Origin of the sequence: Geodermatophilus sp. TF02-6 (assembly GCF_003319115.1) — a bacterium.
In the GTDB taxonomy this organism is placed as follows: Bacteria; Actinomycetota; Actinomycetes; order Mycobacteriales; family Geodermatophilaceae; genus Geodermatophilus.
Window position 1 is genome coordinate 154,836 of record NZ_QOHF01000008.1, and the last position, 23,772, is coordinate 178,607.

Below are 23,772 nucleotides of genomic sequence, written 5' to 3' on the forward strand. Positions count from 1 at the left end.
CGACAGCCGCGTCAATAGTAGTGTTGACGGCGTCGGCGGCACGGCGGGGCGACGGTGCCGTGCACCTGGCGGACGCCGACCCACGGCGAACGCACCATTTTGTCAACACCAACGTTGACAGAGGAAGGTGAGACACCTACCGTCGATCCGGCACGACCCGGCGACGACAGGAGCGACATGACCGTCCCCGCCCGCCCCATCGACACCAGCTCCGCCTCAGCGCCCGACTTCGACGTCGACGTGGTCGTCGTCGGCGCGGGCTTCGCCGGCCTTGCCATGCTGCGCGAGCTGCGCGACGAACGGGGCATGTCGGTCCGCGTGCTCGAGGCCGGCGACGACGTCGGCGGCGTCTGGTACTGGAACCGGTACCCGGGTGCCCGCTGCGACGTCGACAGCACCGACTACTGCTACAGCTTCTCCAGCGAGCTCGACGAGGAGTGGGACTGGAGCGAGCGCTACGCGACGCAGCCGGAGATCCTGCGGTACGTCCACCACGTCGCCGACAAGTTCGACCTGCGCCGCGACATCTCCCTCGGGTCCCGGGTGACCGAGGCCGTCTGGGACGAGGGGACCGGGCACTGGGACGTGCGGTGCGGGAACGGTGTGACCGCCCGCGGCCGCTACCTGGTGATGGCGACCGGCTGCCTGTCAGCGACCAAGCGCCCCGAGATCGACGGCCTGGAGAGCTTCCGCGGGCAGGTCCTGCACACGGCCGACTGGCCGGCCGGGCCGGTGGACCTCCAGGAGAAGCGCGTCGGCATCATCGGCACGGGCTCCTCCGGCATCCAGGTCATCCCGACGATCGCCCCGCTGGTCGAGCACCTCTACGTCTTCCAGCGCACGCCCACCTTCAGCGTGCCGGCGCAGCACCAGGTGCTGACCGACTCGGACCGGGCGGCGATCCGCGCGCAGCTGCCGGAGCGCCGCGAGATGCTGCGCAACTCCCCCACGGGCCTGTCGGTGCCCGTCACCCGGCAATCGGCGCTCGACGTCGACGACGCGGAGCGCCAGGCGCACTACGAGGAGTACTGGGAGTCGGCCGGGTTCGGCTTCCTGCTGGCCTACGCCGACCTGCTGACCAACCGGGAGGCCAACGACACCGCGGCCGACTTCATCCGGTCGAAGATCGCCGAGCGCGTCGAGGACCCGGAGGTGCGGGAGCTGCTGACCCCGCGCAGCTACCCGTACGGCGCCAAGCGCCCGTGCGTGGACACGGGGTTCTACGAGACCTTCAACCGCCCCAACGTCACGCTGGTGGACATCTCGGCGTCGCCCCTGGCGAAGGTCACGGAGACCAGCCTGCACACGATGACGGCCGAGTACGAACTGGACGTCCTCATCTTCGCCACCGGCTTCGACGCCATGACCGGCGCCCTCCTCCGGCCGGAGATCCGGGGCCGGGACGGCCGGACCCTGCGCGACCACTGGAGCGCCGGCCCGCTCACCTACCTCGGGCTCATGACCTCGGGGTTCCCCAACATGTTCATCGTCGCCGGACCGGGCAGCCCCTCGCTCCTCGGCAACGTGATGGTGTCGATCGAGCAGCACGTCGCCTTCGTGGCCGACCTGCTGGTCCGCTCGATGGCCGAGGGCGTACCCACCATCGAGGCGGACGCCGACGCCGAGGTCGAGTGGGTGCAGCGCGTCAACGACACCGCCGCGAACACGCTGTACATGGAGGCGGCGTCCTACTACCTGGGCGCCGAGATCCCCGGCAAGCCCCGCGTGTTCATGCCGTACGCCGGCGGGCTGCGCCGTTACCGCCGCGAGTGCGACGAGGTGGCCAAGGACGGGTACCGCGGCCTGCACCGCCGGCCCTGAGCCGCACCGGCGGCCCCGAGCCGCCGGGCACGACGCCGAATGGGCGGGTGCGGACCGTGATCCGCACCCGCCCCTGTGGCGTTCCGCCTGCCGCGGCGCGTCAGGCGCCGAGGTAGGCGGCGACGAGGTCGGCGTCGTCGCCCAGCTCGGCCGCCGGCCCGGACAGGACGATGCGGCCCTGCCGGAGGACGAACGCGCGCTCAACCACCTGCAGGGCCAGGCCGGCGTTCTGCTCCACGAGGATCACGCTCATGCCGCCCTCGGCGATGAGCTGCCGCAGGGCGTCGAACAGGGCGGCCACGATGGCCGGGGCCAGCCCGGTCGACGGCTCGTCGAGGAGCAGCAGCGTCGGGTCGGTCATGAGCGCCCGCCCAAAGGCCAGCATCTGCTGCTCGCCCCCGGACAGCGCCCCCGCGCGGCGCTCCAGCATCCGCCCGAGGGCGGGGAACAGGTCCAGGACCCGTGTCCGCAGCTCCGCGGCCCGGACGGCGTCCACCGCGATGGCCCCCATCGCGAGGTTGTCCTCGACGCTCATCTGCGGGAACAGCTCGCGGCCGCTGGGCACGTGTCCCACCCCGGCGCGGGTCATCGCGTGGTCGGGCAGTCCGGTGACGGTCCGGCCGTGGAGCACGACGGCACCCGACTGCGGACGCACGACGCCCGCGATCGCCCGGAGCAGCGTGGTCTTGCCGGCACCGTTGGCCCCGAGGACGCCGACCACCTCGTTGCGCCGGACGGTCATCGTGACGCCGTGCAGCACCCGCAGCGCCCCGTAGCCGGCGTGCAGGTCGGTGACCTCGAGGGCGGGCGCGTTGCCGTCGTCGCCTCGCGGACCTGGGCGTCCCGGCGTCACGGGTTGCCGTCCGTGGCGGTGGCGGTCGTGCCGGCGCCCAGCCCCGGACCGGAGCCGAGGTAGGCCCGGATGACCTCGGGGTGCCGGAGGATCTCGTTCGGTTCGCCGGAGATGATCCTGCTTCCTCTGTCCATGACGACGATCTCGTCGGCCAGGTCCACGATCGCCTTGATGACGTGCTCGATCCCGGCGACCGCGTCGACCCCGAAGGACGGCATGCGCCGGATGGCCTCCCGGACGCGCTCGAGCTCGTCGTCCGACATCCCGGCCATCACCTCGTCGAGCAGGATGAGCGACGGGCCCAGCGCGAGCGCCCGCGCCAGCTCGACCATCCGGCGGTGCCCCACGGCGAGGGTGTCGGACGCGGCGAACCGGATGTCCTGCAGGCCCAGCACCTGGACGACCCAGGCCGCCTGGGCGTGGGCCTGCCGGCGGTGCCGCCCGCCGAGCGCTGCGAGGTAGACGTTCTCCCACACCGTCATGGAGCCGAACGGCCGCGGGATCTGGAAGGTGCGGGCCAGGCCGCGGCGCGCGAGCACGTGCGCGCGCACCCCCTGCACGGGGAGGCCGTCGAAGCTGATCGTGCCCGCCGAGGTCCGGACCATGCCGGTGATCGCGTTGAACAGGGTCGTCTTGCCAGCGCCGTTGGCGCCGATGATGAACACCGTCTCACCCCGGCGGACCGTGAAGTCCACGTCGCGCAGGGCCTGTACGCCGCCGAAGGTGACCCCGACGCCACTGGCGACGAGCAGCTCCTCGCCGGCCGGGCGGTCCGCGTCCCGGGGGGCGTGGGCCGCGGCCAGCGCCCGTTCGAGCTCGTCCTCGGGCGGCAGCTCGGCCGGCCCGCGCACGATCTCCCGGCGCAGCCAGCCGAACCGGTTGGCCAGCGACACCAGGCCCCCGGGGAGGAAGATCGTCACCAGGATGACCAGCGCGCCGAAGAGGGCCAGCTGGTGGTCCGGCAGGGCGGTGGCCAGCTCGTGGCTGACCAGCGTGAGCAGGACGGCGCCGATGAGCGGCCCCCACAGGGTGCCGATGCCCCCGGCTAGGACCAGCACGATCACCTGCAGGTCGATCGCCGGGTTGAACATCGTCGAGGTGTCGATGTACGCACGGTTGTAGGCGACCATCCCGCCGACCAGCGCCGGGAACACCGCGCTGAGCGTGAAGGCGAGGACCTTGGTGCGGGTGGTCGGCACGCCCATCGCCTCGGCGACCTGCTCGTCGTCGCGCACCGCCATCGCCCGCAGGCCGAACGGCGAACGGGCCAGGAAGGCGTTCATCAGGAACGCCAGCACCGCGACCCCGGTGACGCCGAGGAGCACCTCCTGCTGCGCGATGACCCCGGGTACCACCAGCCCGGTCGAGCCGCCGGTGAACTCCCACTGCGAGAGCAGCAGGGACACCACGAAGGCCAGCCCGAACATGCCGAGCGCAAAGTAGATCCCCTGCAGCCGCAGCATGACCCAGCCGATCGGGACGGCGAGCAGTGCGCCGGCCAGGCCACCAAGGACGGTGGCCAGGAACCACGGGACCTGCAGGTGGATGATCAGCTCGGCGGTGACGAACCCACCGATGCCGAAGAAGACGACCTGGCCGAAGGAGACGTAGCCGGTGAAACCGCTGATGATGTTCCAGGCGTAGGCCAGCGCCACGAACATGGCCACGTCGATGGCCAGCTGGTTTCTGGCCGGGGTGCCCAGCAGGCCCCACGCCAGGAAGGCCCCGACCACTGCGACCAGTACCAGCACCTGGACGACGTCACTGCGGGTCGAGGGGAGCCGCCCGCCGGTGGACCCCGCCGACCGCGCCGTGCGGCCACGCCCCATGAGGGACGCCACGAGGGAACCGCCGGCCGGCTCGGCCTCGGGCCCGGGTACCGGGTCGTGCGCCATCAGGAGACCTTCCTCGAGAGGAGCCCCTCGGGCCGGAAGAGCATCACCAGGATGAGCATCAGGTACGGCGCGGCGGCCTGGATGACCGCGCCGAGCTGGTAGCCGGCCACCGTCTGCACGACCCCGACCAGCACGGCACCGAGGGCGGCGCCCTTGTAGTTGCCGAGGCCGCCCAGGGCGATGACCACGAACGCCACGATGGTGAAACTCGTGGCCGCCTGCGGGGCGATCGGCTGGGTCAGCACGAGGAGCATGCCTGCGGCCGCGGCGACCGCCGCCCCGACGCTGAACCCGACGAGCCGGAGCCTGCGGGGGTTGATCCCGCAGGCCCCGGCCCCCAGCGGGTTCTGCGCCTGGGCACGCAGGCTCTTGCCGGACCGGGTCCGGGTCAGCCAGGCGGCGAGACCCAGGGTGATGGCCGCGGCGAGCGCGACCCCCACCAGCAGCGAGAGCGAGAAGCGGAACGGGCCGACGGTCACCGCGGACTGCAGGTAGGGGATCGTGCGGAAGTCCGACCCCCACACCTGCTGCCCGACGTTGATGAGGATGTAGGACAGCCCGAACGTCGCCATCAGGGTCAGCAGCTCGTGCTGCTTCGCCGTCCCGCGGATCCGCTCGATGACCGCCCACTGGACCACGGCGCCCAGCGCCGCGCCCGCGACCGTGACGACCAGGAGCCCCAGGAACGGGTTGACCCCCGCACCGTGGAGGCTCCACACGCCCAGGCCGCCCAGCACGATGAACGCGCCGTGCGCCAGGTTGACGATCCCCATCACACCGAAGACCAGGTTCAGTCCCTGTGCCATCAGCAGGTAGAAGCCACCCAGCAGGATGCCGTTGAGCACCACCTGGAGATAGGTCACGGCCCGCTCCCCGCCTCTCGAGGGTCAGTACGGCAGCTGGGGTGCCACGGCGCCCGGCGAGTCCTCGGGGAAGACGATCGCCTGCTCGCCGGCGAGCCACTGGAAGAGGACGGGCGAGTATCCGGTCTGGACCCCGTTCTCGTCGACCTCGTAGGTGCCGATGACCGTGTCGAACGTCCCCTCGTGCAGGGCGGTGTTCACGTCCGCCTTGTCGGTGGACCCGGCCTCCTCCATGGCGGCGGCCAGCACCTGGACGGACGCGTACGCGCCGGCCGCCTGGGCGTTCACCGGGGTGCCGTACTCCGCGTCGTAGCCGGACACGAACTCCTCGGTGCCCTCGTAACCGAGGGCCTCGGAGAACTGCGTGTAGCCGACGACCTTCTCGGCGAGGGGGCCGAGCGAGTCGAGGAACGCCGGGTCGACGGCGGTGGGCGAGGCGATCACGGCCGGCCGGAAGCCCTGCTGGTCGAGCGCGCGGGTCACGCCGATCGAGTCCTGGATCGCCGAGCACTCCACGACGACCTCCGGGGCGCCCTCGGCCACCCTCAGGGCGGTGGAGGAGAAGTCTCTGGTGGAGGCGGCGTACTCGATCCGGTCGACGAGGGTCGCCCCGGCGTCGGCGATCGCGTCCTCGACGCCGTCGCAGATGCCCTTGAACGCGTCGAGGTCGTTGTGGACGAGGGTGATCGTCTCGTAGCCGGCATCGACGGCGAACTGCGGCACCTGGGCGAGCACGTCGCGGCCCGGCCCGAGGCCAGCCATCACGTTCCACTCGGTGCCTTCGAACACGGCCGGGGAGGAGGTCTGGCTGTGCACCATGGGGGTCTGGTAACGCTCGGCGAGCTGCGCGGCCGGGCCACCCAGAGCGCTGCCGTACGGACTGAGGACCGCGTCGACGTCACCGGCGCCGAGGAACTCAGTGTAAAGGCGGCCGACGATGCCTGCGTCGCTCTGGTCGTCCTCCAGGCGCAGCTCGAGCTGCCGCCCCAGGACGCCGCCGTTCTCGTTGATCTGCTGCACCGCCAGCTCGTAGCCGTTGGCGACGTTGGTGCCACTGGACGCGTACGCCCCCGTCTGGGAGACCGAGGCGCCGATGACGATGGGCTCATCGGACGATGCCTCCGCGGCGCCTCCGCCGCCGTCCCCGGATCCCCCGCCGCACGCGCTCACGACCGTGGCAGTGACCGCGATACCGATCGCGAACCGAGTGGACCTGCTCATGACCTGCTCCTCGATGGGTCGCACCGCGTCTGCTCGCGGTGGGTCGGATCGGCGTGCTGCGGGACTCAGAGGGGCACGGCGGCCAGTTCGTCGGCCGACGGCGAAGCGAGCGAGGCGTCGCCCGCGGTCATCCCGCCGTCGACCGCGAGGACCTGGCCGGTCACGTACGCGGCGTCGTCGGACAACAGGAAGGCGATCACCCGGCCGATGTCCTCGGGCCTGCCGAGGCGACCCATCGGGGTGCGGGCGAGGACCGCGTCGCGGAAGCGCGGAACCTGGAGACCGCGTGCCGTCAGGGCGGTGGTCACGTAGCCGGGGCTCACGGCGTTCACCCGGATGCGGTGGGGCGCCAACTCGAGGGCGGTGGCGCGGGTGAGCATCGCGACCCCACCCTTCGACGACACGTAGGAGGCGAGGTTCGGCGCCGCGAAGTGCGCCATCACGGAGGCCACGTTCACGACGGCCCCTCCGGCGCCGCGGGACAGGAGGTCCTGGACCAGGAGCTGGGTCATGCGCATCGTCCCGGTCAGGTTGATCGACAGCACCCGGTCCCACTCCCCCGCGGGCATCTCCGCGAAGGGGTACCGGCTGGCCACTCCGGCGCTGTTGACCAGCCCGTCGACCTGGACGCCGAGGGAGCGCAGCTCCTCGAAGACGGCCTCCACCGACCCCGCCTCGGCGACGTCGACGTGCAGCGCCCGCGCCGTTCCTCCGTGCGCGCGGATGTCCGACACCACCGCCGAGGCCCCGTCGAGATCGCGGTCGGCGACGACGACCTGGGCTCCCCGTGCTGCGAGCACACGGGCAGCGCCCTCGCCGATGCCCGAAGCGCCACCCGTCACGAGCACGGCGCCGGACCGCATCTCCGTCACGGGAACTCCTCCGGTCAGCCGCCTTGGTCGTCACGCTGTCAACAGCGCTGTTGAGGGACCCTAGGTGACACGAGTCACGGAGGTCAACTGCTCCGTTGACGCTTGGCCGAGTCATTGCCTGCCCGTGATCCGCCCAGGTGTCATCGGCGCCCCCGCCGTGGCTCCGCGGGCCACAGGCGTGCACAGCCCTGCCGCCGGGACGATGCCCGGGTCGGCGGCCGTCCGGGCGTCAGGAGCGCGCTGGGCACCGGGCCCTGGGGAGTGTCTGACGGATCAATGCTGAAGGGAGCGCCGTCCAGGCGGATGCGCCGCAAGGCGGCGAAGCCGCTGGATACCGGGCTTCCATCCAGCGGCTTCGCCAACGCAGTGGGGCGCCGCCTGGGCGGTGCTACCGAGGCTGGAGATCCGTCAGACACGCCCTAAGCTTGTCGTTTAACCCCTCTGGACCGGTGCGTTGCACGGTTGTGGTTCCGGCTATGGCAAAAGGGCGACCACCGCTAGATCCTTCGGAGTTGCGAGCTTCGAAGCGAACGGCGGTGGCCGTGATGGACAGTGTGGCCCGGGTCGACGGCGCTGACCAGGCTGTGATGGCGGCCGGGCAGCAGCTGCAGGGGTTCCGCGCCGAGCTGTACCGATGCCTGGGCCGGCGGCGCGATGAGCTCTTCGAGCTGACCGACGCGCTGTTGTGCGCCGAGGGGCCGGTATCCACGCTGGTCGGGTTGTGTCTGGCGCCGGAGCACCGCCGCGGGCACGGCGCGCTCTACGACGCGGTCAACGCCGGCACGGTGGACGTCGAGCGGCTGCGGGCGGTGCTGGCCTGCCTGCCGATCTCGCGGATGTTCGGCGGGCGGATCGTGCTGGCCGTCGATGCCACGCCGTGGCTGCGTCCGGACGCCGAGACCTCCCCGGAGCGGTCGTTCTGCCACGTCTATGGCCGTACCCGCCAGAGCGACCAGTTCGTGCCGGGCTGGCCGTATCAGCTGGTCGCCGCGCTGGAGAGCGGGCCGACCAGCTGGACGGCGTTACTGGACGCGCGCCGGCTGTCCCCGGCCGAGGACGCCACCGCGGTCACCGCCGCCCAGCTGCGGCAGGTGGTCGGCCGGCTGTGCGCGGCCGGGCACTGGTCGCCCGGTGATCCGCCGATGCTGGTGGTGTGCGATGCCGGCTACGACGTGTGTCGGCTGGCCTTTGTGCTGGCCGACCTGCCGATCGAGCTGATCGGGCGGATCCGCGCCGACCGGGTGCTGTGTGGCCCGGTGCCGCCTCCCTTCGGCGGGCGGCGGGCCGGCCGGCCCCGCCGGCACGGAGCGGTGATGACGCTGGCCGATCCGGGCAGCTGGCCGGCGCCGACGACCGAGTCGACGCACGAGACGGCCCGCTACGGGCGCGCACAGGCCCGCTCCTGGGATCGGATGCATCCGCGGCTGACCCACCGCGGCGCCTGGGCCACCCATCCCGGCCAGCTGCCGATCGTGGAGGGCACGCTGATCCGGCTGGCCGTCGACCACCTGCCCGGGGCTCGAGCGGCCAAGCCGATCTGGCTGTGGACCTCGGCGGTCGATGCCGACGCCGATCAGGTCACCCGTTGCTGGCAGGCCTACCTGCGCCGCTTCGACGCCGAACACACCATCCGCTTCGCCAAGCAGGTGCTGGGCTGGACCCGCCCGAAGCTGCACTCGCCGGCCGCGGCCGACCGCTGGACCTGGCTGGTCGTCGCCGCGCATACCCAGTTGCGGCTGGCCCGCCCGCTGGCGGCCGATCTGCGCCGGCCCTGGGAGAGACCGCTGCCGGCCGAGCGGCTGACCCCGGCTCGGGTCCGCCGCGGATTTCGCTACCTGCGCGCGAAGACCCCTTCTCCGGCCGGTGCACCGAAACCCACCCACCCCGGACCCGGACGCCCGCCGGGGGTTCCCAACCGGCAGCGCGCTCCCCGTTACGACGTCGGAAAGCCCGCCGCCAGGGCCGCACCCACCAGCGGTAAGCAGGTCAAGGGTTAAACAACAAGCTAAGAGGCGTCGGTGACCATTCCGCGCAGGAGGATGTTGACGTAGGCCGAGCCGATGGTGGTCGCGTCCACCGGCGAGGTGTTCGGGTTGAACCACCGATTGGTCCACCCGAACATCCCGAGGACGCCGTAGGCGATGACCCAGGCGTCGGCGACCGGACGGATCGTGCCCTCGTCCACCCCGGCCTGGATGATCGCGACGAGCGCCTCTTCGTACGCCTTGTTGAGCTGCCGCATCTCGCGGGACCACTCGGCACGCGTCCCGCCCACGTGGCTCAGGTTCTCCTGGATGTACACGTACAGGAAGGGATAGTGGACGGCGTAGGACTCCATCAGCGCCATCAGCAGCCGTCGGAGCTTCTCCGGCGCCGTCCCGTCACCGCTCCGGATGGACCGGGCGACCTCGACGTTGGCGCGCACGGCGTCCGTCACGACCTCGTCGAACAGCTCTTCCTTGCTGCCGATGTAGTAGTAGAGGGTGGCCCGGTCGGTGTCGAGCGCCTCTGCGATCTGGCCGATGCTCGTGCCCCTGAAGCCGTTGGCCTTGAACAGGTCCGCCGCCACGGAGATGATCTCCTGCCGGCGCTCGCGATAAGCCGCCCGGTTCTCGCCCTGCGCCGCCGCACGGCGACGCCCGATACCGCTCGGCGCCGCCTCCTCCGGCCCACCCGCAGCTCCGGCTGTCATTCCCGCGATTCTAGGGACTCGTGCTCCGGGAGGGGACGCGGGAGCGGGGGTTCACCAGCAGATCGCGCCGCCGTCCACCATCAGGTTGCTCCCGGTGCAGTACGACGACGCCTCGCTGAGCAGGAACGTCACCGGACCCACCATCTCGTCGGCCTCGGCCCAGCGGCCCAGCGGGATGTCGTCGGCGTAGGCCTTGACGTGCTCCCACACGTCCGGATGGGTCGCCATGGGCGTCTTCGTGTATCCGGGACTCACCGTGTTCACCCGGATGCCACGCCGGGCCCACTCGAGCGCCAGGGAGCTGGTGAGGTGGACGACGCCCGCCTTCGACGCGTTGTAGTGCGCCTGCGTCAGACCGCGGTTGGCGATCAGCGCGGAGATGGAGCCGATGTTGACGATCGACCCGCCGCCGGCCTGGAGCATGGCGCGACCCTCCAGCTGACAGGAGACGAACACGCCGGTGAGGTTGACGTCGATCAGCCGACGCCACTGCTCGAGAGGCATCTCCTCCGCCGGCGCCCCGTTGTTGATGCCCGCGCAGTTCGCCGCATACCGGACAGGACCGAGCTCGCCCTGCGCCGTCGCGACCGCGTCGGACATCTGGTCGTGGTCGGTCGTGTCGGCTGCAATCGCGACCGCCCGCCCGCCGCCCTCGCGGATCGCGGTGACCGTCTCCTGCAGCGACTCGGCCGAGAGGTCGATGCACGCCACGTCCGCGCCGGACGCGGCCAGACCCAGGGCCACGCGGGCGCCGATGCCACCGGCGGCACCGGTGACCACGGCGGTGCCGCCGTCGAGCCGGAAGTTCGGGGTTCGCATGCGCAGCACCTCTCTGTCGCGGAGCAGGACGTGGACGAGCCGCCGTGGTGTCGGCGTCACGCGGGAGCGACCCGACCGTCTAGCGGCGTGCCGACGCCGTCGACACGGCGGCGGCAGCCGCGTCGAGATCTGCCATCACGTGCCCCATGCGATCGCGCTTGGTCCGCAGGTACCGGATGTTCTCCACCGTCGGAACGGTGGGCAGTGGCACGATGGCGTCGACCACGAGGCCGTACCCCTCGAGCCCCAGCTGCTTCTGCGGGTTGTTCGTGATGAGCCGCATGCGCGAGACGCCGAGCGCGGCGAGGATCTGGGCGCCCACCCCGTACTCGCGACTGTCGACGGGGAGTCCGAGGGCCAGGTTGGCGTCCAGCGTGTCGATGCCGTGGTCCTGCAACTCGTAGGCCGCGAGCTTGGCCGAGATGCCGATCCCGCGTCCTTCGTGACCGCGCAGGTAGACCACCACGCCGTGACCCTCGGCCGCGACCATCTCCATGGACCTGTGCAGTTGATTCCCGCAGTCGCACCGCTCGGAGGAGAAGACGTCACCGGTGAGGCACTCGCTGTGGACCCGCACGAGCGAGGTCTCGGCTTCCGACGGGGTTCCGTGGACGAAGGCCAGGTGCGTGAGGCCGTCGACGCGGCTCTCGAAGGCGTGGCAGGTGAACGTGCCCCAAGGGGTGGGGATCCTGCCGCGCGAGCGGTGGGAGACGAGCGACTCCGACGCCCGGCGGTGACGCACGAGGTCGGCGATGCTGATCATCAGCAGCCCGTGGCGCGCGGCAAACTCCTCCAGCTCGGGGCGACGGGCCATCCCGGTACCGGTCTCGCTCAGGATCTCGCACAGCACCCCGGCGGGGTGGAGCCCGGCGAGCCGAGCGAGGTCGACAGCAGCCTCCGTGTGCCCGGCCCGCTGCAGGACACCGCCCGACCGTGCGCGCAGGACGTTCATGTGCCCCGGGCGGAGCAGGTCCGCGGGCCGTGTCTCCGGGTCCGCGAGCACTCGGGCGGTCGTCGCCCGGTCGTCGGCCGAGATGCCCGTCGTGGTGCCGGAGCGCGCATCCACCGTGACGGTGAAGGCGGTGCGCTCCCGCTCCGTGTTGCGCTCCACCATGAGCGGCAGATCGAGGGCGTCGGCGCGCCCGGCCTCGATCGCCGTGCAGACCAGGCCGGCACCCTTGCGCACGATGAAGACCATGTCCTCGGCGGTGACGAGCTCCGCCGCCATGATGAGGTCGCCCTCGTTCTCACGGTCCTCGTCGTCCACCACGACCACCATCTCGCCGCGGCGGATGGCCTCGAGAGCACTCGGGATGGTTGCGAACGCCATGAGCTGTCCGTCCTCGGTAGCCGGGCCCGGGAATCGAGCATGGCGACGCCTGACCCGTTTGTCAACGCCTGTGTTGAGACGATTCGTCGGCACCTGCGCCCGCCGCAGCAGGACGTCGTCGGGGGCGATCGCCCGGCACCTGCGCCCGCCGCAGCAGGACGTCGTCGAGGCGGAGCGACCGGGGCGGGTGGCGGTTCGTGAGGAGGCCGGAGTCAGCCCGTCGACGCGGCACTCCTGCCGCGGAGCGGGTCCTCCACCGCGACCGGCGTGCGTCCACCCAGGCGCCGCGTGATCCGATCAGCAGCGGCGCAGAGCCGGTCGCGGTAGGACGCGAGCTCCTCCAGGCGCGAGACGCGGGGCAGGCCGATCAGCGTCAGCATCAGCACGACGTCGCCGCTCACGTCGAACACCGGCGCGCTGATGTTGCGCACCCGGTAGGGCTGGTCGTCCACGAGCTCGTCGGGCTCGTGGCTGTGCGGCCCGACCTGCCTGGCCGCCTCCCGGACGGCACGCTGCTGCTCCGGGGTCGGTCTGGGCATGGACAGTTGGGCGAGCGCGAGCTCGAAGGCGATGTGCGACCGACCGCCCAGCGCCATCGACCAGCCGCGCGCGCGGACGCGGTTGACCATGTCCCGGTAGGCGGCGAGGTCCTCCGCCGGGACGTCGGGACCCAGGCGGCGCAGCCACTGCTCGCGGACGTCCTCCCCCGCCCACGCCACGAACAGGTCGCACAGCGGCGGGACGAACGGCATGCGCTGGCCGATCCGGTCGGCCGGCGCCTGGCCGTACGACTGGCCCGCACTGCCGATCGTGACTATCTCGTCGCCCACGACGTTGACGGCGAGGCACTCACAGCCGGACTCCTGGGCCACCTGCTCCATCTCGGCCCGCGCGCAGTCCATGACCCGCAGGTGGGCGAGCAGATCGGGACGGGCCGGCGCGGACAGCGACGCGGCGGTGAACTGCCCGTAGCCGCCGCGGAAGAACAGCAGCGGCGCCGCGTTCGTGCCCACGGCCAGGTCGAGCACGCGGCCGAGCACGATGTAGTGGTCGCCGGCCTCGAGGACCTCCTGGATCTCGCAGTCGATCCAGGCGACGGCACCGTCGATGATCGGCGAGCCGCTGCCGGCGGAGTGCCACGAGACGTCGGCGAACTTGTCGCCGCCACGGGCCGCGAACGCGCGGCACACCTGCTCCTGGTCACCGGACAGGACGCTGATGCAGAACGATCCCGTCTGCCGGATCTTCGGGAAGCTCGTCGACCTCTTGTCTGGGAGGAAGGCGACGAGCGGCGGGTCGAGCGAGACCGACGTGAACGACCCGACCGCCATCCCCGCCGGCGTACCGCCCTCCTGCAGCGCGGTGGCGACGACCACACCCGTTGGGAAGTGACCGAGGACGTGCCGGAAGCGCTGCGGGTCGATGGCGTCAGTGGACACGGCTGGGACCTCCGCCTGTCGCTGGATCGGCACGGACTCGTGCGCGCCGGGGGAGCACCGCCGCGGGAGCACCGCCGCGGGAGGGCGCGCACTCACCCTCCCGCGGCGGGCGCGGGACTACCTCGACGTGGCGCCGACCGCCGGCACGTTCTTCTCGGCCGCGTGCTTCTGGGTGAACGCCTGGATGGCGTCCCACTGCGCGGCGGCGAGCGGGTCGCGGACCTGGCGGAGGGCCGCCTCGCTGCTCTGCACCTTCTTGTTGCCGCCCTGGAAGTACGGCATCACATGGTTCGCGAACAGGTGGTAGTTGTGCTTCTTCGCGCGGAAGTCGGCCCAGTTGTGGTCGAAGTTCAGGTAGCAGCCGAAGCCGCCGTTGGACTGGTCCCACAGCGCCTGGATCTTGTCGATCGCGTCCTGGTACGTGCCGATGACGCCGGCGCCGCTGTCGAGCACCCACTCGAGGTGGCCCATGAAGTCGGTGCCGGTGACCTGCATCTGGGGGGTGGATGCGGTGTGCTGCAGGTAGTCGCAGAAGGCGCTGAGCCCGTACTTGACGTCCTCGATGGCTTGGTCCTTGGTGTCGGCCAGGTGCATGAGGCCGACGAGGCGCCAGCTGTCCCGGTTCGTCGTCTGGCCGTACTTGGCGGCCTGCTCCTCGACGACGTCCCAGTGGTAGCCGAGGGCGTCGAACCCCTCGGCGGTGAGCGTCGCACCGACGGAGATCATGCCGAGGCCGTGCTTGCCCACGAGGCGGGGTCCGGAGGGCGAGACGATCGCCGCGGTGGCCACCTCGGGGTGCGGGTAGGTGTAGTTGTCCAGCTGGAGACGGCCCTCGACGAGCTTGTAGCGGTCGGTCTCGATGGAGATCGGCTCGTCGGACCTCAGCAGGTGCATCAGCACGTCGACGTCGGTCTCGAGCGACTCGCGGAGGTTGGCCGGGTCGAGCCCGATCATCTTCGCGTCGGTGGCCAGGGCGCCGGGCCCGACGCCCAGCGTGGCCCGGCCACGCGTCAGGTGGTCGAGCAGGACAAAGCGGTCGGCGACCCACAGCGGGTTGTGGTAGGGCAGCGACACCACGCCGGTGCCGAGCTTGATCCGCCGCGTGACCTGGGCGACGTGGGCGATGAACATCATCGGGTCGTTGATGGGTTCGACGCCACCGGAGTGGTGCTCGCCGAACCACGCCTCGTCGAAGCCGAGGGTGTCGAGGTGCTGCACGAGCTCGGTGTCGCGCTGCAACGAGTAGGTGATGTTCTGGTTCGTGGGGACGTGGTGTGGCGGAACGAAAGCCCCGAAACGCAGTCGTGACACGCGAACTCCTCTGACCAGGTGGTTCGAGGCGCCGCCAGGTCGCCGGCAGCTCCCTCGTTCGACGGAGCAAGCGTGGCGCACATCACGTTTTCTTGTCAACAGGGTAGTTGATACACCGTCCGGGGAGGTCACGGCGGGCTCTCCGGGAACGCCGGACGCCCGGGACGAGCCACCGGCTCCTCCGCCCGCCAGAGGGTCGTCGGGGCGTCGCTCAGCGGCGGGACAGGGAACGCATCAGCCCGAGCCGGTCGCTGATGACGACGCCGCCGGTGACGGCGCCGCCGGCCACGGAGACCAGGCCGGCCAGGCCGAGCCGGACCGGATCGTCGGGGATCGGGATCCCCTCCGCGTCGGACGCGTCGCCCCGCAGCCGACCGGACTGGGTGGCCGCGAAGGCGACCTGGTCACCGGCGGAGAAGATCTCGGCGACCTCGGCCGAGTCCGGCCCGATCAGCGGCCCGTCCCGCCCGTCGTCCCACCGGACGCCGTCCACCCCGGGAGCTGCCCCGGTCAGCCATCGGCGCACGACGTCCTCGGCCGCCGGGTCGGGCCCGGCCGGGCGCACCGTCCAGGGGGCGACCATCGGCGACCCCACGACGTCGGGCCGCCCGTCGGCGAGCTGCCGTCGCCGGGCCGCGTAGTCCTCCTGGGTCCAGTTCTCAGTCAGCCGCTCGCCGTCCCACCGGAAGAGGGCCACGCCGTTCCAGGTGGCGGTCCGCAGCTCGTGCCGGGCCGAGGCGCCGTGCTCGCTGAAGTGGATGGCCAGCCGGTCGCCGGTGGTCACCAGGTCGTGCACGGTCAGCAGGAGGCCCGGGAACTGGGTGAGCTGCCCGAGCGTCGCCGGGGCGTAGGCCTCGAGCCCGTCGAGGTCGATCCCGCCGATGTGCACCTGGTAGTCGGGGGTCATGATCTGCGGCGGCACGGCGCTGTCGGCACGGTCGAGCCAGTCGATGGTGAACCGCTGGGCCAGCCGGACGAGCGGGTGGACGGATCCGTCCGGAGCGTCGTCCACGATCAGTGCACCTTCCGGCCGAGGCCGGCCCAGAACGGCTCGCGAAGCACCTTCTTGAGCACCTTCCCCGAGGCGTTTCGCGGCAGCTCGTCGGCGAAGTCGACCGTGGTCGGGCACTTGTAGTGGGCGAGCCGGTCCCGGGCGAAGGCGATCAGCGACGCCTCGTCCAGCGCCGACCCGGGGCGGCGGACGACGACGGCCTTGACCGTCTCACCCCAGCGGTCCGACGGGACGCCGATCACCGCGGCCTCGAGCACCTCGGGGTGGGCGTAGAGGACGTTCTCCACCTCGGCCGGGTACACGTTCTCCCCTCCGGAGACGACCATGTCCTTCATCCGGTCGTGCATGTACACGTAGCCCTCGTCGTCGAGGTACGCCGCGTCGCCGGTCCGCAGCCAGCCGCCCTGCACCAGGGTCTCGGCGGTGAGGGCCGGCTGCCCCCAGTAGCCGACGGTGTTCTGGCCGGAGCGCACCCAGATCTCGCCGACCCCTCCGATGGCGGCGTCCTCGCCGGTGGCCGGGTCCACCACCCGCAGCTCCACCCACGGGAGCGGCCGACCCACGGACCGCAGCAGCGTGGCCCGGGGTCCGCCCGGGTCGTGGTCCTCCGGCGCGAGCGCGGTCACGCTGCCCGCCGTCTCGGTCATGCCGTAGACGCCCATGAAGTCGCAGCCGAAGAGCGCGATCGCCTTGAGCAGCTGGGTCTCCCCCATCGGCGCCGCGCCGTAGGCGATCCGGCGCAGGCTGGACAGGTCGGTTCCCGACAGCGCCGGGCTCTCGGCGAGCAGCTGCACGACCGCGGGCACCAGGAAGGTGTGCGTGACGCGGTGCCGCTCGATCAGCCCCAGCAGGGCGACCGGGTCGACGTCGCGGACCAAGACGGTGTGCCCGCCCTGCCCCATGGCGGTCAGGCTGTAACCGACCCCGCCGATGTGGAACAGCGGTGAGGCCACCAGGTTCACCGTGTCCGGGCCCATCCCGTAGCACTCCCGGCCCATGCGGGGGGTGAACACCAGATTGGCCGAGGTGAGCATGGCGCCCTTGGGCTGGCCCGTGGTGCCGGAGCTGTACAGCTGCAGGACGACGTCGTCCGGGTTCGTCCCCGCTCCCGGATCCTCGGCCGGGGCGCTCGCGAGCCACGCCTCGTAGTCCTCGCCCAGCTCCACGACGCGCACACCGTCCGGGGCGGCGCCCAGCAGCTCGCCGAACTCCGGCGCGACCACCACCACGCGAGGCCGGGCGTCGGCCACGATCGCGGCGATCTCCGGGGCCGCCAGCCGGAAGTTCAGCCCGACGGCGACGGCGCCGAGCTTGGCCGCGCCGAACACGACCTCGTAGAAGGTGGGCGCGTTCTTGTCGAGGATCGCCACCCGGTCCTGGGGGCCGACACCGGCCCGTAGCAGCGCCTGGGCGACGGTGGAGCTGCGCGCGTCCAGCTCGGTGAAGCTCAGCGTGACCTCGCCCAGGGTCACGGCGGGCGCCTGCGGCCGGCCGGCCGCCAGGTCGCGGATCAGCCCCGCCAGGGTGGTGGAGGCGGGAGCGGGCACGGCGGCGGACACGGCACTCCTGTTGCGGTCGGTGGTCAGTAGCTCTTGGGCAGGCCCAGGCTGTGCTGGGCCACGTGGTTGAGCACCATCTCCCGGCTCACCGGTGCGGTCTTGAACATCCGGGCGATGAACCAGAGGTCGGCCAACCCGAACTCGTTGGACAGCCCGTTGCCGCCGTGCACCTGGATGGCCTGGTCCAGCGCCTGCACGCAGGCGTCACCGGCGGCGAACTTGGCGATGTTGCCGGCCTCGGCGGCGTCGAGCCCCTGGTCGGTCATCGTGGCCGCGCGCATGGTCATCAGGCGGGCGAGCTCCACGTCGACGTAGGCCTTGGCCAGGGGGTGCGCCACCCCCTGGTGCGCGCCGATCGGCGTCTTCCACACGGTGCGCTCGCGGGCGTACTGGGCACCCCGGGCCAGCGCGTAGCGCCCGAGCCCGTTGGCCATGCATGCGGCGGCGACCCGCTCCGGGTTGAGCCCGGCGAAGACCTGCTTGAGGCCCTCGCCCTCCACCCCGACCAGGCCGGCGCGCTCGACCGGGACGTCGTCGAAGAAGGTGGTGAACTGCTTCTCGGGCAACTGCAGCGCCGAGTCGAGCTGCTGGAAGGTCAGCCCCGGGGCGTCGGTGCCCACGATGAACAGCGAGAGCGTGTGCCGGCCGTCGGGGCCGGGCTCGGCGTCCCGGGCGACGACGAGCAGCGCCTGGCACTCGTCCACGCCGGACGTCCAGTACTTCTGCCCGCGCAGCCGCCACCCGTCGCCGTCCCTGTGTGCCGTCGTGGTGATCTTGTGGGTGTTGGAGCCGGCGTCGGGCTCGGTGATGGCGAAGGCCATGCGGAAGGTCCCGTCGGCGATGCCGGGGAGGTACTTCTGTTTCTGCTCGGCGGTGCCGTGGGCAGCGAGGACGGACCCGCAGATCGCTGGGCTGATGACGATCATGAACATCGGGCAGCCCTGCGCGGCCATCTCCTCGATGACGACGGCGAGGTCGGCCAGGCCGCCGCCTCCGCCGCCGTACTCCTCGGGCAGGTGCACGCCGAGGAAGCCGGCCGCACCCATGTCCGCCCACAGCGCGTCGGCCTTCTCCCCCTTGGCGACGACGTCCTGGAAGTAGGAGCGGCCGTAGCTCCCGACGAGCTTGGCGACGCTGTCCCGGAGGTCACGGTGCTCGTCGCTGGTGTCGCAGATCAGCGACGTCCGGCCCAGTCCGATCGGCTGCCCGCCCACGTCGAACCCCCTCGTCCGCGGCCGTCCCGGCCGGTCGTCAACAGTGCAGTTGACGATAGGGCGGTGAGCTGCTCCACGTCAACGCGTTCAGGCGGACCGGTCCCAGTCGTAGAAGCCGCGCCCTGTCTTGCGGCCCAGCTCGCCTGCCTCGACCTTCTCGATCAGCAGCTGCGGCGGCGTGAACTGCGGGCCGAGGGCCCGCTCGAGGTTGCGGGCGATGTGCAGCCGGACGTCGAGACCGACGATGTCGCTCAGCCGCAGCGGCCCGACGGGGTGCCGGTACGCGAGCTGGATGGCCCGGTCGATCTCGGCGGGCTCGCCGACCCCCGACTCCACCATCCGGATCGCCTCCAGCGCGGCGACGACGTCCAGCCGGCTGGTGGCGAAGCCCGGCACGTCGCGCACGACGGCGGTCTGCTTGCCGATGCCGGCGACCGCGCTCAGCGCCGCCTCGAGGGTCTCGTCGCTGGTGGCCGCACCCCGCACCACCTCGACCACGGGGATCGACCAGACGGGGTTGAAGAAGTGCAGGCCCAGGAAGCGCTCCGGCGCCGCCAGTGCCGAGGCCAGGTCGTCGATGGACAGTGCACTGGTGTTGCTGGCCAGCACCGCGGGCCCGCGGGACTCGGCGGCGACCAGCACCGAGCGCTTCAGCTCGCGCGACTCGGGCACGGTCTCGACGACCAGGTCGAGTCCTCCCGGGAGCTGCTCGGCAGAGGTCACGTGCCCGATCCGCTCCCTCAGGGCCGCCGCCGTCTCGGCCGCGAGCTTCCCCCGAGCGACGCCACCGGCCGCGGCCTGCTCGACCTCCGCCCGGAGCGTGGCCATCCTCGCGTCGTCCGGCTCCACGACGGTGGTCGTGGCACCGGCGACGGCGAAGACGTAGGCGATCCCGATGCCCATCGTCCCGCCGCCGATCACTCCGACGTTGCTCGCCATGTTGGTCCCCTCCGGCCTGGCCTTTGGCCATCAACATAGCCGTTGACGATCGTTCCGGGGAGGCCCCTGTTACGCAAGATCGGTGGTCATCCCCCGCAGCGGGATGTCGGCGCAGGACGTTCAGCTGGCGGCCGCGTCCACGGGCGAGGTCGCCGGGTCGAACCGGTCGCCGGTCCACCCGAACACCCCGATCACCCCGTGGGCCATCACCCAGGCTCGCCGACCGGCCGGATCGTGCTCTCGCCGATGCCGGCCTGGATGATCGAGACGAGGCCGTCCTCGTAGGCCTTGTTCAGCTGCCGCATCTCGCGGGACCAGTCGGCGCGGGTGCCCCCGATGTGACTCAGGCTCTCCTGGATGTAGACGTACAGGAACGGACAGCGCGCGGCACGGGACTCCATCGAGGAGATCAGCAGCCTGCGCAGCTCGTCCGAAGTCACCCCCTCGCCGCCCCTGATCGCCAGGGCGACGTCGACGTCGGCGCGCACCGCGTCGGTCACGACCTCGTCGAACAGCTCCTCCTTGCTGCCGATGCACTAGTGGAGCATCGCCTCGTCAATGTCGAGGGCCTCGGCGATCTGGCCGATGCTCGTCCCCGGGAACCCGCGCCTCGAACAGGTCGGCGGCGACGGCGATGACCTCCTGCCGGCGCTCGCGGTCGGCCACCCGGTTTTCGCGTTGCGCTGCCGCGCGGCGACGTCCGATCCCGCTGGGCTCGGCCTCGGCAGACTCTTGGAACGTGCCCCCATCTTGCGAGACGGCTCCCCACCCACCCCCGCCCGCAAGGCCACGACGGCCCGCGCGTGGGACAGGCCGAGCCTCACCGCCGGGGACGCGCCGGCCCGGCGGTGAGGCGCTTCGTGACGCAGGTCAGCGCTGGATGGCCTTGGTCTCGAGGAATTCCGCCAGGCCGTCCTCGCCCCCCTCGCGGCCGAGGCCGGACTGCTTGTAGCCACCGAAGGGCGCGGCGGGATTGAAGGCACCGTCGTTGATCGTCACCTGCCCGGCCCGGAGCTGACGGGCCACCCGCATCGCGCGGTCGGGGTCACCCGACCAGACCCGCGCGGACAGTCCGTAGTCGGTTCCGTTGGCGATGCTCACCGCGTCGGCTTCGTCCTCGTACGGCATGATCGACAGCACCGGCCCGAAGATCTCCTCGCGCGCGATGGTCATGTCCGCGGTGACGCCGGAGAAGACCGTGGGTGGCACGTAGTACCCGGTGGCCTGGTCGCTGCCCTCGCCGCCGGTCACCAGGCGAGCCCCCTCCTCCACCCCAGTCCGGATGTAGGAGCGGACGCGCTCCCGCTGCGCCTCGCTGACCAGCGGCCCGATCAGGGTCGTCGCTTCGGCCGGGTCGCCGGCCGTCCAGGTCTCCGCGACCCGCTTCGCGATCTGCTCGGCCTCCTCGAGGCGCTTCGCCGGCACCAGCAGCCGGGTCAGGGCGGCACACGTCTGCCCCGAGTTGAGGAAGCACATGCCGAACGTGTCGGCCACGGCCGCCTCGAAGTCGGCGTCGTCCAGGACGACGTTCGGGGACTTGCCGCCCAGCTCCAGGCTCACCCGCTTCACGTCGGCCGCGGCGACCTCGGCGATCCGCCGGCCCGCGCGGGTCGAGCCGGTGAAGGAGACGGCATCGACGCCGGGATGGGCGACGAGCGCCTCTCCCACCACCGGGCCCGGGCCGCTGATCAGGTTGAAGACACCCGGAGGGAGCCCGACCCGGTCGACGATCTCGGTGAGGGCGTAGATCCCGAGGGGAGCCACCTCGGAGGGCTTGACCACCACGGTGCAGCCGGCCGCCAGGGCAGCCGCCGCCTTCAGGGCGACCTGGTGCATCGGGAAGTTCCACGGCGTGATGGCGGCGACGACGCCGACGGGCTCGCGGACGACGAGCGAGTTGCCCACCTCGCGGCCGGCCCAGTCGTAGGACTCGGCGAGGTCGGCGAAGTTTCCGAACGTGAAGGTGGGCAGCCCGACCTGCACGGCCTTGGCGATCTCCACCGGGGTGCCGACGTCGGCCGACATGAGCTCCGCGAGCTCGTCGGTGTGTGCGGCCAGCTCCTCGCCGATCCGCCGCAGGTAGACGGCGCGCTCGGCCGGCGGCAGCGCTGACCACGCGGGGAAGGCGGCGCGCGCCGCGGCGACGGCCCGGTCGACGTCCGCGGGGTCGCCCTCCGCCACCCGCGCGATCACCTGCTCGGTGGCGGGGTTCAGCACGTCGATCGTGCCCTCACCCGCGGAGGCCACCCACTGCCCGTCGACGTAGAGCCGGGTCCGGTCCTGGACCGAACCGCTGACCTCCTGCGAGGGCTGGGTGATCGTGGTCATGCAGGCCTCCAAGGCATCGGGGTGGATCGTCCAGAATGGAATGTCGGGAGCCGTGTCCCGCGTCACGATGACAGGGTTCGGAGAGTCGCGTCAACGGCTTCGTTGATGGCGAAGCTGCTGGTTGCCCGGCCGCCCGGCCACCTGCGGTCCGCCAGGTATGGGCGCCGTCCGCCCAAGCGGAGCAGCCTGATCGATCCGCCGGCGACAGAACAGCTGCGGAGGAGCTGCGACATCTGTGATCAACCGTGGTGACGGGTGGGGTTCGACACGACGCAGCTCACGTGGCGCGGGTGTGCGGACGTCGTCGTGGTGCCGAGCCCAAGTCGAGGCGAGCTACACCGCGTACGACGAACACCCGCTCGACGAACCGGACGAGTGGGGCGACCTGGCGTCGTTCCGTGAAGCCGCCGGACGGTCGTGACCGCGCTGCCCGCGCGCGGCGAGGTCTGGTGGTGCGAGATGGCCGAGATCGGGTGCCGCCCGGTCGTCGTCCTCGCCCGCGACGCAGTGATCCCCCGGCACCGGCGGGCACTCGTGGCACCGTGCACCACCACGATCCGCGGCCTCGTCAGCGAAGTCGGCCTCGAGTCCGGCGAGGGCCCGGTACCCCGCCGCTGCGTGGTCAACATGGACTCGGTCGAGAGCGTCTCTGTCGCGGTCCTCGTCGACCGGCTCGGACGGTTGGCCGACGGGCGCATGCGGCAGATCTCCGAGCCCTCGCCGTCGCGGTCGACTGTGCGGACTGACGCTCGTCTCGGCAGAGGAACCAGCCGGGAGCATCGCTGGACGTGCCCACGCCGTCGGTCACCGTCCGGTAGGACCGTCCAGGTGGGGCGTCCCGGACGGGGAGGACGACCGAGACTCGCTCCTCCGGCCAGCGTGGGCAGCAATGGCGCCGGACCGTGGCCGCGCCAGCGACGGTGTGGAGCAGCGCGCGGGTGGTGGGGAAACGTGCGCGTCTCACTGCGCCGGCCCCGCGGGCCGGACGTGCGCACGCAGACGGTCAGCGTCGCCTTGCCGATGTCCAGCCCGGCGACCCGCTCGTGGACGACCTCCATGTCGACCCTTCCCTGCATCGCCACCGATGGGGTGTCGTCCGGAGGGCCCTCTGCCAGGACACAGACCCACGCGCTCACGGCAGCGATCAAGGGGCACCCGAGAGCCCCGCGCCATACAGATTTACGGGCTCCCGCACCACTGTGTCGCGACGTCGCCGGACCTCTGCAGCATTCTCATCGCCAAGGGCAGCGATCAAAATCGCAACCGTTACAGACCCGTGAATGCCCCAGCCGCTGCAAGCGCGTCAGCGCTCCGGGCGCCAGCCCGGGAGAATGTCCTGGTCAGACGGTCGATCGTGGGTCAGGACGACCAGTCGTGCGGTCGAACCGGTGGCGACGAACGCAGGCGGACCTACCATCGGCCCGAGAGCGGGGCCGACGCTTCGCCGGGAGCCATACGAAAGTTGAGGCCCCTCCTCCCTGACTTCCGCAGCAAGCTGTCGGCCTGGTGACGGGAACGTGCTGGCAGATGGGATGACACGCCGATCGAGGGCGTGAGGGCTCCGGTTACCAGGCGGGTGAGGGCGGCGCTGTGCTGAAGGCCGG

Annotated in this window: 19 protein-coding genes; 3 read left to right on the plus strand and 16 right to left on the minus strand. The window is 71.6% G+C overall.

All coding sequences use genetic code 11. From position 1 onward, the window contains the following. Nucleotides 1-177 precede the first annotated feature (177 nt). On the plus strand, nt 178-1,821 hold the full coding sequence (locus DQ238_RS09715; RefSeq protein ID WP_113781077.1) for an NAD(P)/FAD-dependent oxidoreductase: 1,644 nt from the start codon (nt 178-180) through the stop codon (nt 1,819-1,821). 100 nt (nt 1,822-1,921) lie between these two features. Here DQ238_RS09715 and DQ238_RS09720 read toward each other — a convergent pair whose 3' ends face one another. The 5 genes from DQ238_RS09720 to DQ238_RS09740 all read right to left on the minus strand — a co-directional run bounded on the left by DQ238_RS09720 (nt 1,922) and on the right by DQ238_RS09740 (nt 7,516). After that, nucleotides 1,922-2,674: an ABC transporter ATP-binding protein gene (locus DQ238_RS09720; protein ID WP_199506234.1), complete on the minus strand. Its 753-nt coding sequence runs from the start codon at nt 2,672-2,674 to the stop codon at nt 1,922-1,924. After that, complete coding sequence (locus tag DQ238_RS09725; RefSeq protein WP_113781078.1) at nt 2,671-4,569, minus strand: ATP-binding cassette domain-containing protein; 1,899 nt, start codon at nt 4,567-4,569, stop codon at nt 2,671-2,673. The genes DQ238_RS09720 and DQ238_RS09725 overlap by 4 nt, the downstream gene beginning before the upstream one ends. Beyond that, nucleotides 4,569-5,432, minus strand: a complete 864-nt coding sequence (locus DQ238_RS09730) for a branched-chain amino acid ABC transporter permease (protein WP_113781079.1) — start codon at nt 5,430-5,432, stop codon at nt 4,569-4,571. The genes DQ238_RS09725 and DQ238_RS09730 overlap by 1 nt, the downstream gene beginning before the upstream one ends. Before the next feature lie 24 nt (nt 5,433-5,456). Beyond that, the gene (locus DQ238_RS09735) at nt 5,457-6,653 is read right to left on the minus strand and encodes an amino acid ABC transporter substrate-binding protein (RefSeq protein ID WP_113781080.1); all 1,197 of its coding nucleotides are present in this window, start codon (nt 6,651-6,653) and stop codon (nt 5,457-5,459) included. A gap of 65 nt (nt 6,654-6,718) precedes the next feature. Next, nucleotides 6,719-7,516, minus strand: a complete 798-nt coding sequence (locus tag DQ238_RS09740; protein WP_233495857.1) for an SDR family NAD(P)-dependent oxidoreductase — start codon at nt 7,514-7,516, stop codon at nt 6,719-6,721. 554 nt (nt 7,517-8,070) lie between these two features. On the opposite strand from DQ238_RS09740, the gene DQ238_RS09745 reads away from it, so the two are divergent. Further along, nucleotides 8,071-9,522 (plus strand): NF041680 family putative transposase, encoded by a 1,452-nt coding sequence (locus DQ238_RS09745; protein ID WP_233495853.1) that lies wholly within the window; start codon nt 8,071-8,073, stop codon nt 9,520-9,522. Between the two features lie 8 nt (nt 9,523-9,530). Here the strand turns inward: DQ238_RS09745 and DQ238_RS09750 are convergent, their stop codons facing one another. From DQ238_RS09750 to DQ238_RS09805, 11 genes are all read right to left on the minus strand, one after another. Then, nucleotides 9,531-10,217: a TetR/AcrR family transcriptional regulator gene (locus DQ238_RS09750; protein WP_113781082.1), complete on the minus strand. Its 687-nt coding sequence runs from the start codon at nt 10,215-10,217 to the stop codon at nt 9,531-9,533. 51 nt (nt 10,218-10,268) lie between these two features. Then, complete coding sequence (locus DQ238_RS09755; protein WP_113781083.1) at nt 10,269-11,036, minus strand: SDR family oxidoreductase; 768 nt, start codon at nt 11,034-11,036, stop codon at nt 10,269-10,271. A gap of 79 nt (nt 11,037-11,115) precedes the next feature. Continuing rightward, entirely contained in the window at nt 11,116-12,366 is a 1,251-nt protein-coding gene (locus DQ238_RS09760) for a bifunctional 3,4-dihydroxy-2-butanone-4-phosphate synthase/GTP cyclohydrolase II (RefSeq protein WP_113781084.1), read from the minus strand. A gap of 212 nt (nt 12,367-12,578) precedes the next feature. Then, entirely contained in the window at nt 12,579-13,805 is a 1,227-nt protein-coding gene (locus tag DQ238_RS09765; protein ID WP_158550750.1) for a flavin reductase, read from the minus strand. 117 nt (nt 13,806-13,922) lie between these two features. After that, nucleotides 13,923-15,116: an LLM class flavin-dependent oxidoreductase gene (locus DQ238_RS09770; RefSeq protein ID WP_113781086.1), complete on the minus strand. Its 1,194-nt coding sequence runs from the start codon at nt 15,114-15,116 to the stop codon at nt 13,923-13,925. A 211-nt stretch (nt 15,117-15,327) separates the two neighbouring features. Beyond that, nucleotides 15,328-16,128, minus strand: a complete 801-nt coding sequence (locus DQ238_RS09775; protein WP_158550751.1) for an ester cyclase — start codon at nt 16,126-16,128, stop codon at nt 15,328-15,330. Between the two features lie 2 nt (nt 16,129-16,130). Beyond that, entirely contained in the window at nt 16,131-17,687 is a 1,557-nt protein-coding gene (locus tag DQ238_RS09780) for a long-chain-fatty-acid--CoA ligase (RefSeq protein WP_199506236.1), read from the minus strand. A gap of 23 nt (nt 17,688-17,710) precedes the next feature. Continuing rightward, entirely contained in the window at nt 17,711-18,901 is a 1,191-nt protein-coding gene (locus DQ238_RS09785) for an acyl-CoA dehydrogenase family protein (RefSeq protein WP_233495854.1), read from the minus strand. An 87-nt stretch (nt 18,902-18,988) separates the two neighbouring features. After that, nucleotides 18,989-19,840, minus strand: a complete 852-nt coding sequence (locus DQ238_RS09790; RefSeq protein ID WP_113781088.1) for a 3-hydroxyacyl-CoA dehydrogenase family protein — start codon at nt 19,838-19,840, stop codon at nt 18,989-18,991. Between the two features lie 206 nt (nt 19,841-20,046). Then, complete coding sequence (locus DQ238_RS09795; protein WP_113781089.1) at nt 20,047-20,340, minus strand: hypothetical protein; 294 nt, start codon at nt 20,338-20,340, stop codon at nt 20,047-20,049. Nucleotides 20,341-20,710: 370 nt separating this feature from the next. Further along, nucleotides 20,711-22,168: an aldehyde dehydrogenase family protein gene (locus DQ238_RS09805; RefSeq protein WP_113781091.1), complete on the minus strand. Its 1,458-nt coding sequence runs from the start codon at nt 22,166-22,168 to the stop codon at nt 20,711-20,713. Nucleotides 22,169-22,627: 459 nt separating this feature from the next. On the opposite strand from DQ238_RS09805, the gene DQ238_RS23695 reads away from it, so the two are divergent. Further along, nucleotides 22,628-23,650 (plus strand): type II toxin-antitoxin system PemK/MazF family toxin, encoded by a 1,023-nt coding sequence (locus DQ238_RS23695; protein WP_233495858.1) that lies wholly within the window; start codon nt 22,628-22,630, stop codon nt 23,648-23,650. Nucleotides 23,651-23,772: the final 122 nt, after the last annotated feature.

Excerpts from the sequence above, each read along its gene's own strand:
- DQ238_RS09715 (WP_113781077.1), top strand. The coding sequence starts at position 178 with ATGACCGTCCCCGCCCGCCCCATCGACACCAGCTCCGCCTCAGCGCCC.
- DQ238_RS09725 (WP_113781078.1), bottom strand. The coding sequence starts at position 4,569 with ATGGCGCACGACCCGGTACCCGGGCCCGAGGCCGAGCCGGCCGGCGGT.
- DQ238_RS09735 (WP_113781080.1), bottom strand. The coding sequence starts at position 6,653 with ATGAGCAGGTCCACTCGGTTCGCGATCGGTATCGCGGTCACTGCCACG.
- DQ238_RS09740 (WP_233495857.1), bottom strand. The coding sequence starts at position 7,516 with ATGCGGTCCGGCGCCGTGCTCGTGACGGGTGGCGCTTCGGGCATCGGC.
- DQ238_RS09745 (WP_233495853.1), top strand. The coding sequence starts at position 8,071 with ATGGACAGTGTGGCCCGGGTCGACGGCGCTGACCAGGCTGTGATGGCG.
- DQ238_RS09750 (WP_113781082.1), bottom strand. The coding sequence starts at position 10,217 with ATGACAGCCGGAGCTGCGGGTGGGCCGGAGGAGGCGGCGCCGAGCGGT.
- DQ238_RS09755 (WP_113781083.1), bottom strand. The coding sequence starts at position 11,036 with ATGCGAACCCCGAACTTCCGGCTCGACGGCGGCACCGCCGTGGTCACC.
- DQ238_RS09760 (WP_113781084.1), bottom strand. The coding sequence starts at position 12,366 with ATGGCGTTCGCAACCATCCCGAGTGCTCTCGAGGCCATCCGCCGCGGC.
- DQ238_RS09790 (WP_113781088.1), bottom strand. The coding sequence starts at position 19,840 with ATGGCGAGCAACGTCGGAGTGATCGGCGGCGGGACGATGGGCATCGGG.
- DQ238_RS09805 (WP_113781091.1), bottom strand. The coding sequence starts at position 22,168 with ATGACCACGATCACCCAGCCCTCGCAGGAGGTCAGCGGTTCGGTCCAG.
- DQ238_RS23695 (WP_233495858.1), top strand. The coding sequence starts at position 22,628 with ATGGCCGAGATCGGGTGCCGCCCGGTCGTCGTCCTCGCCCGCGACGCA.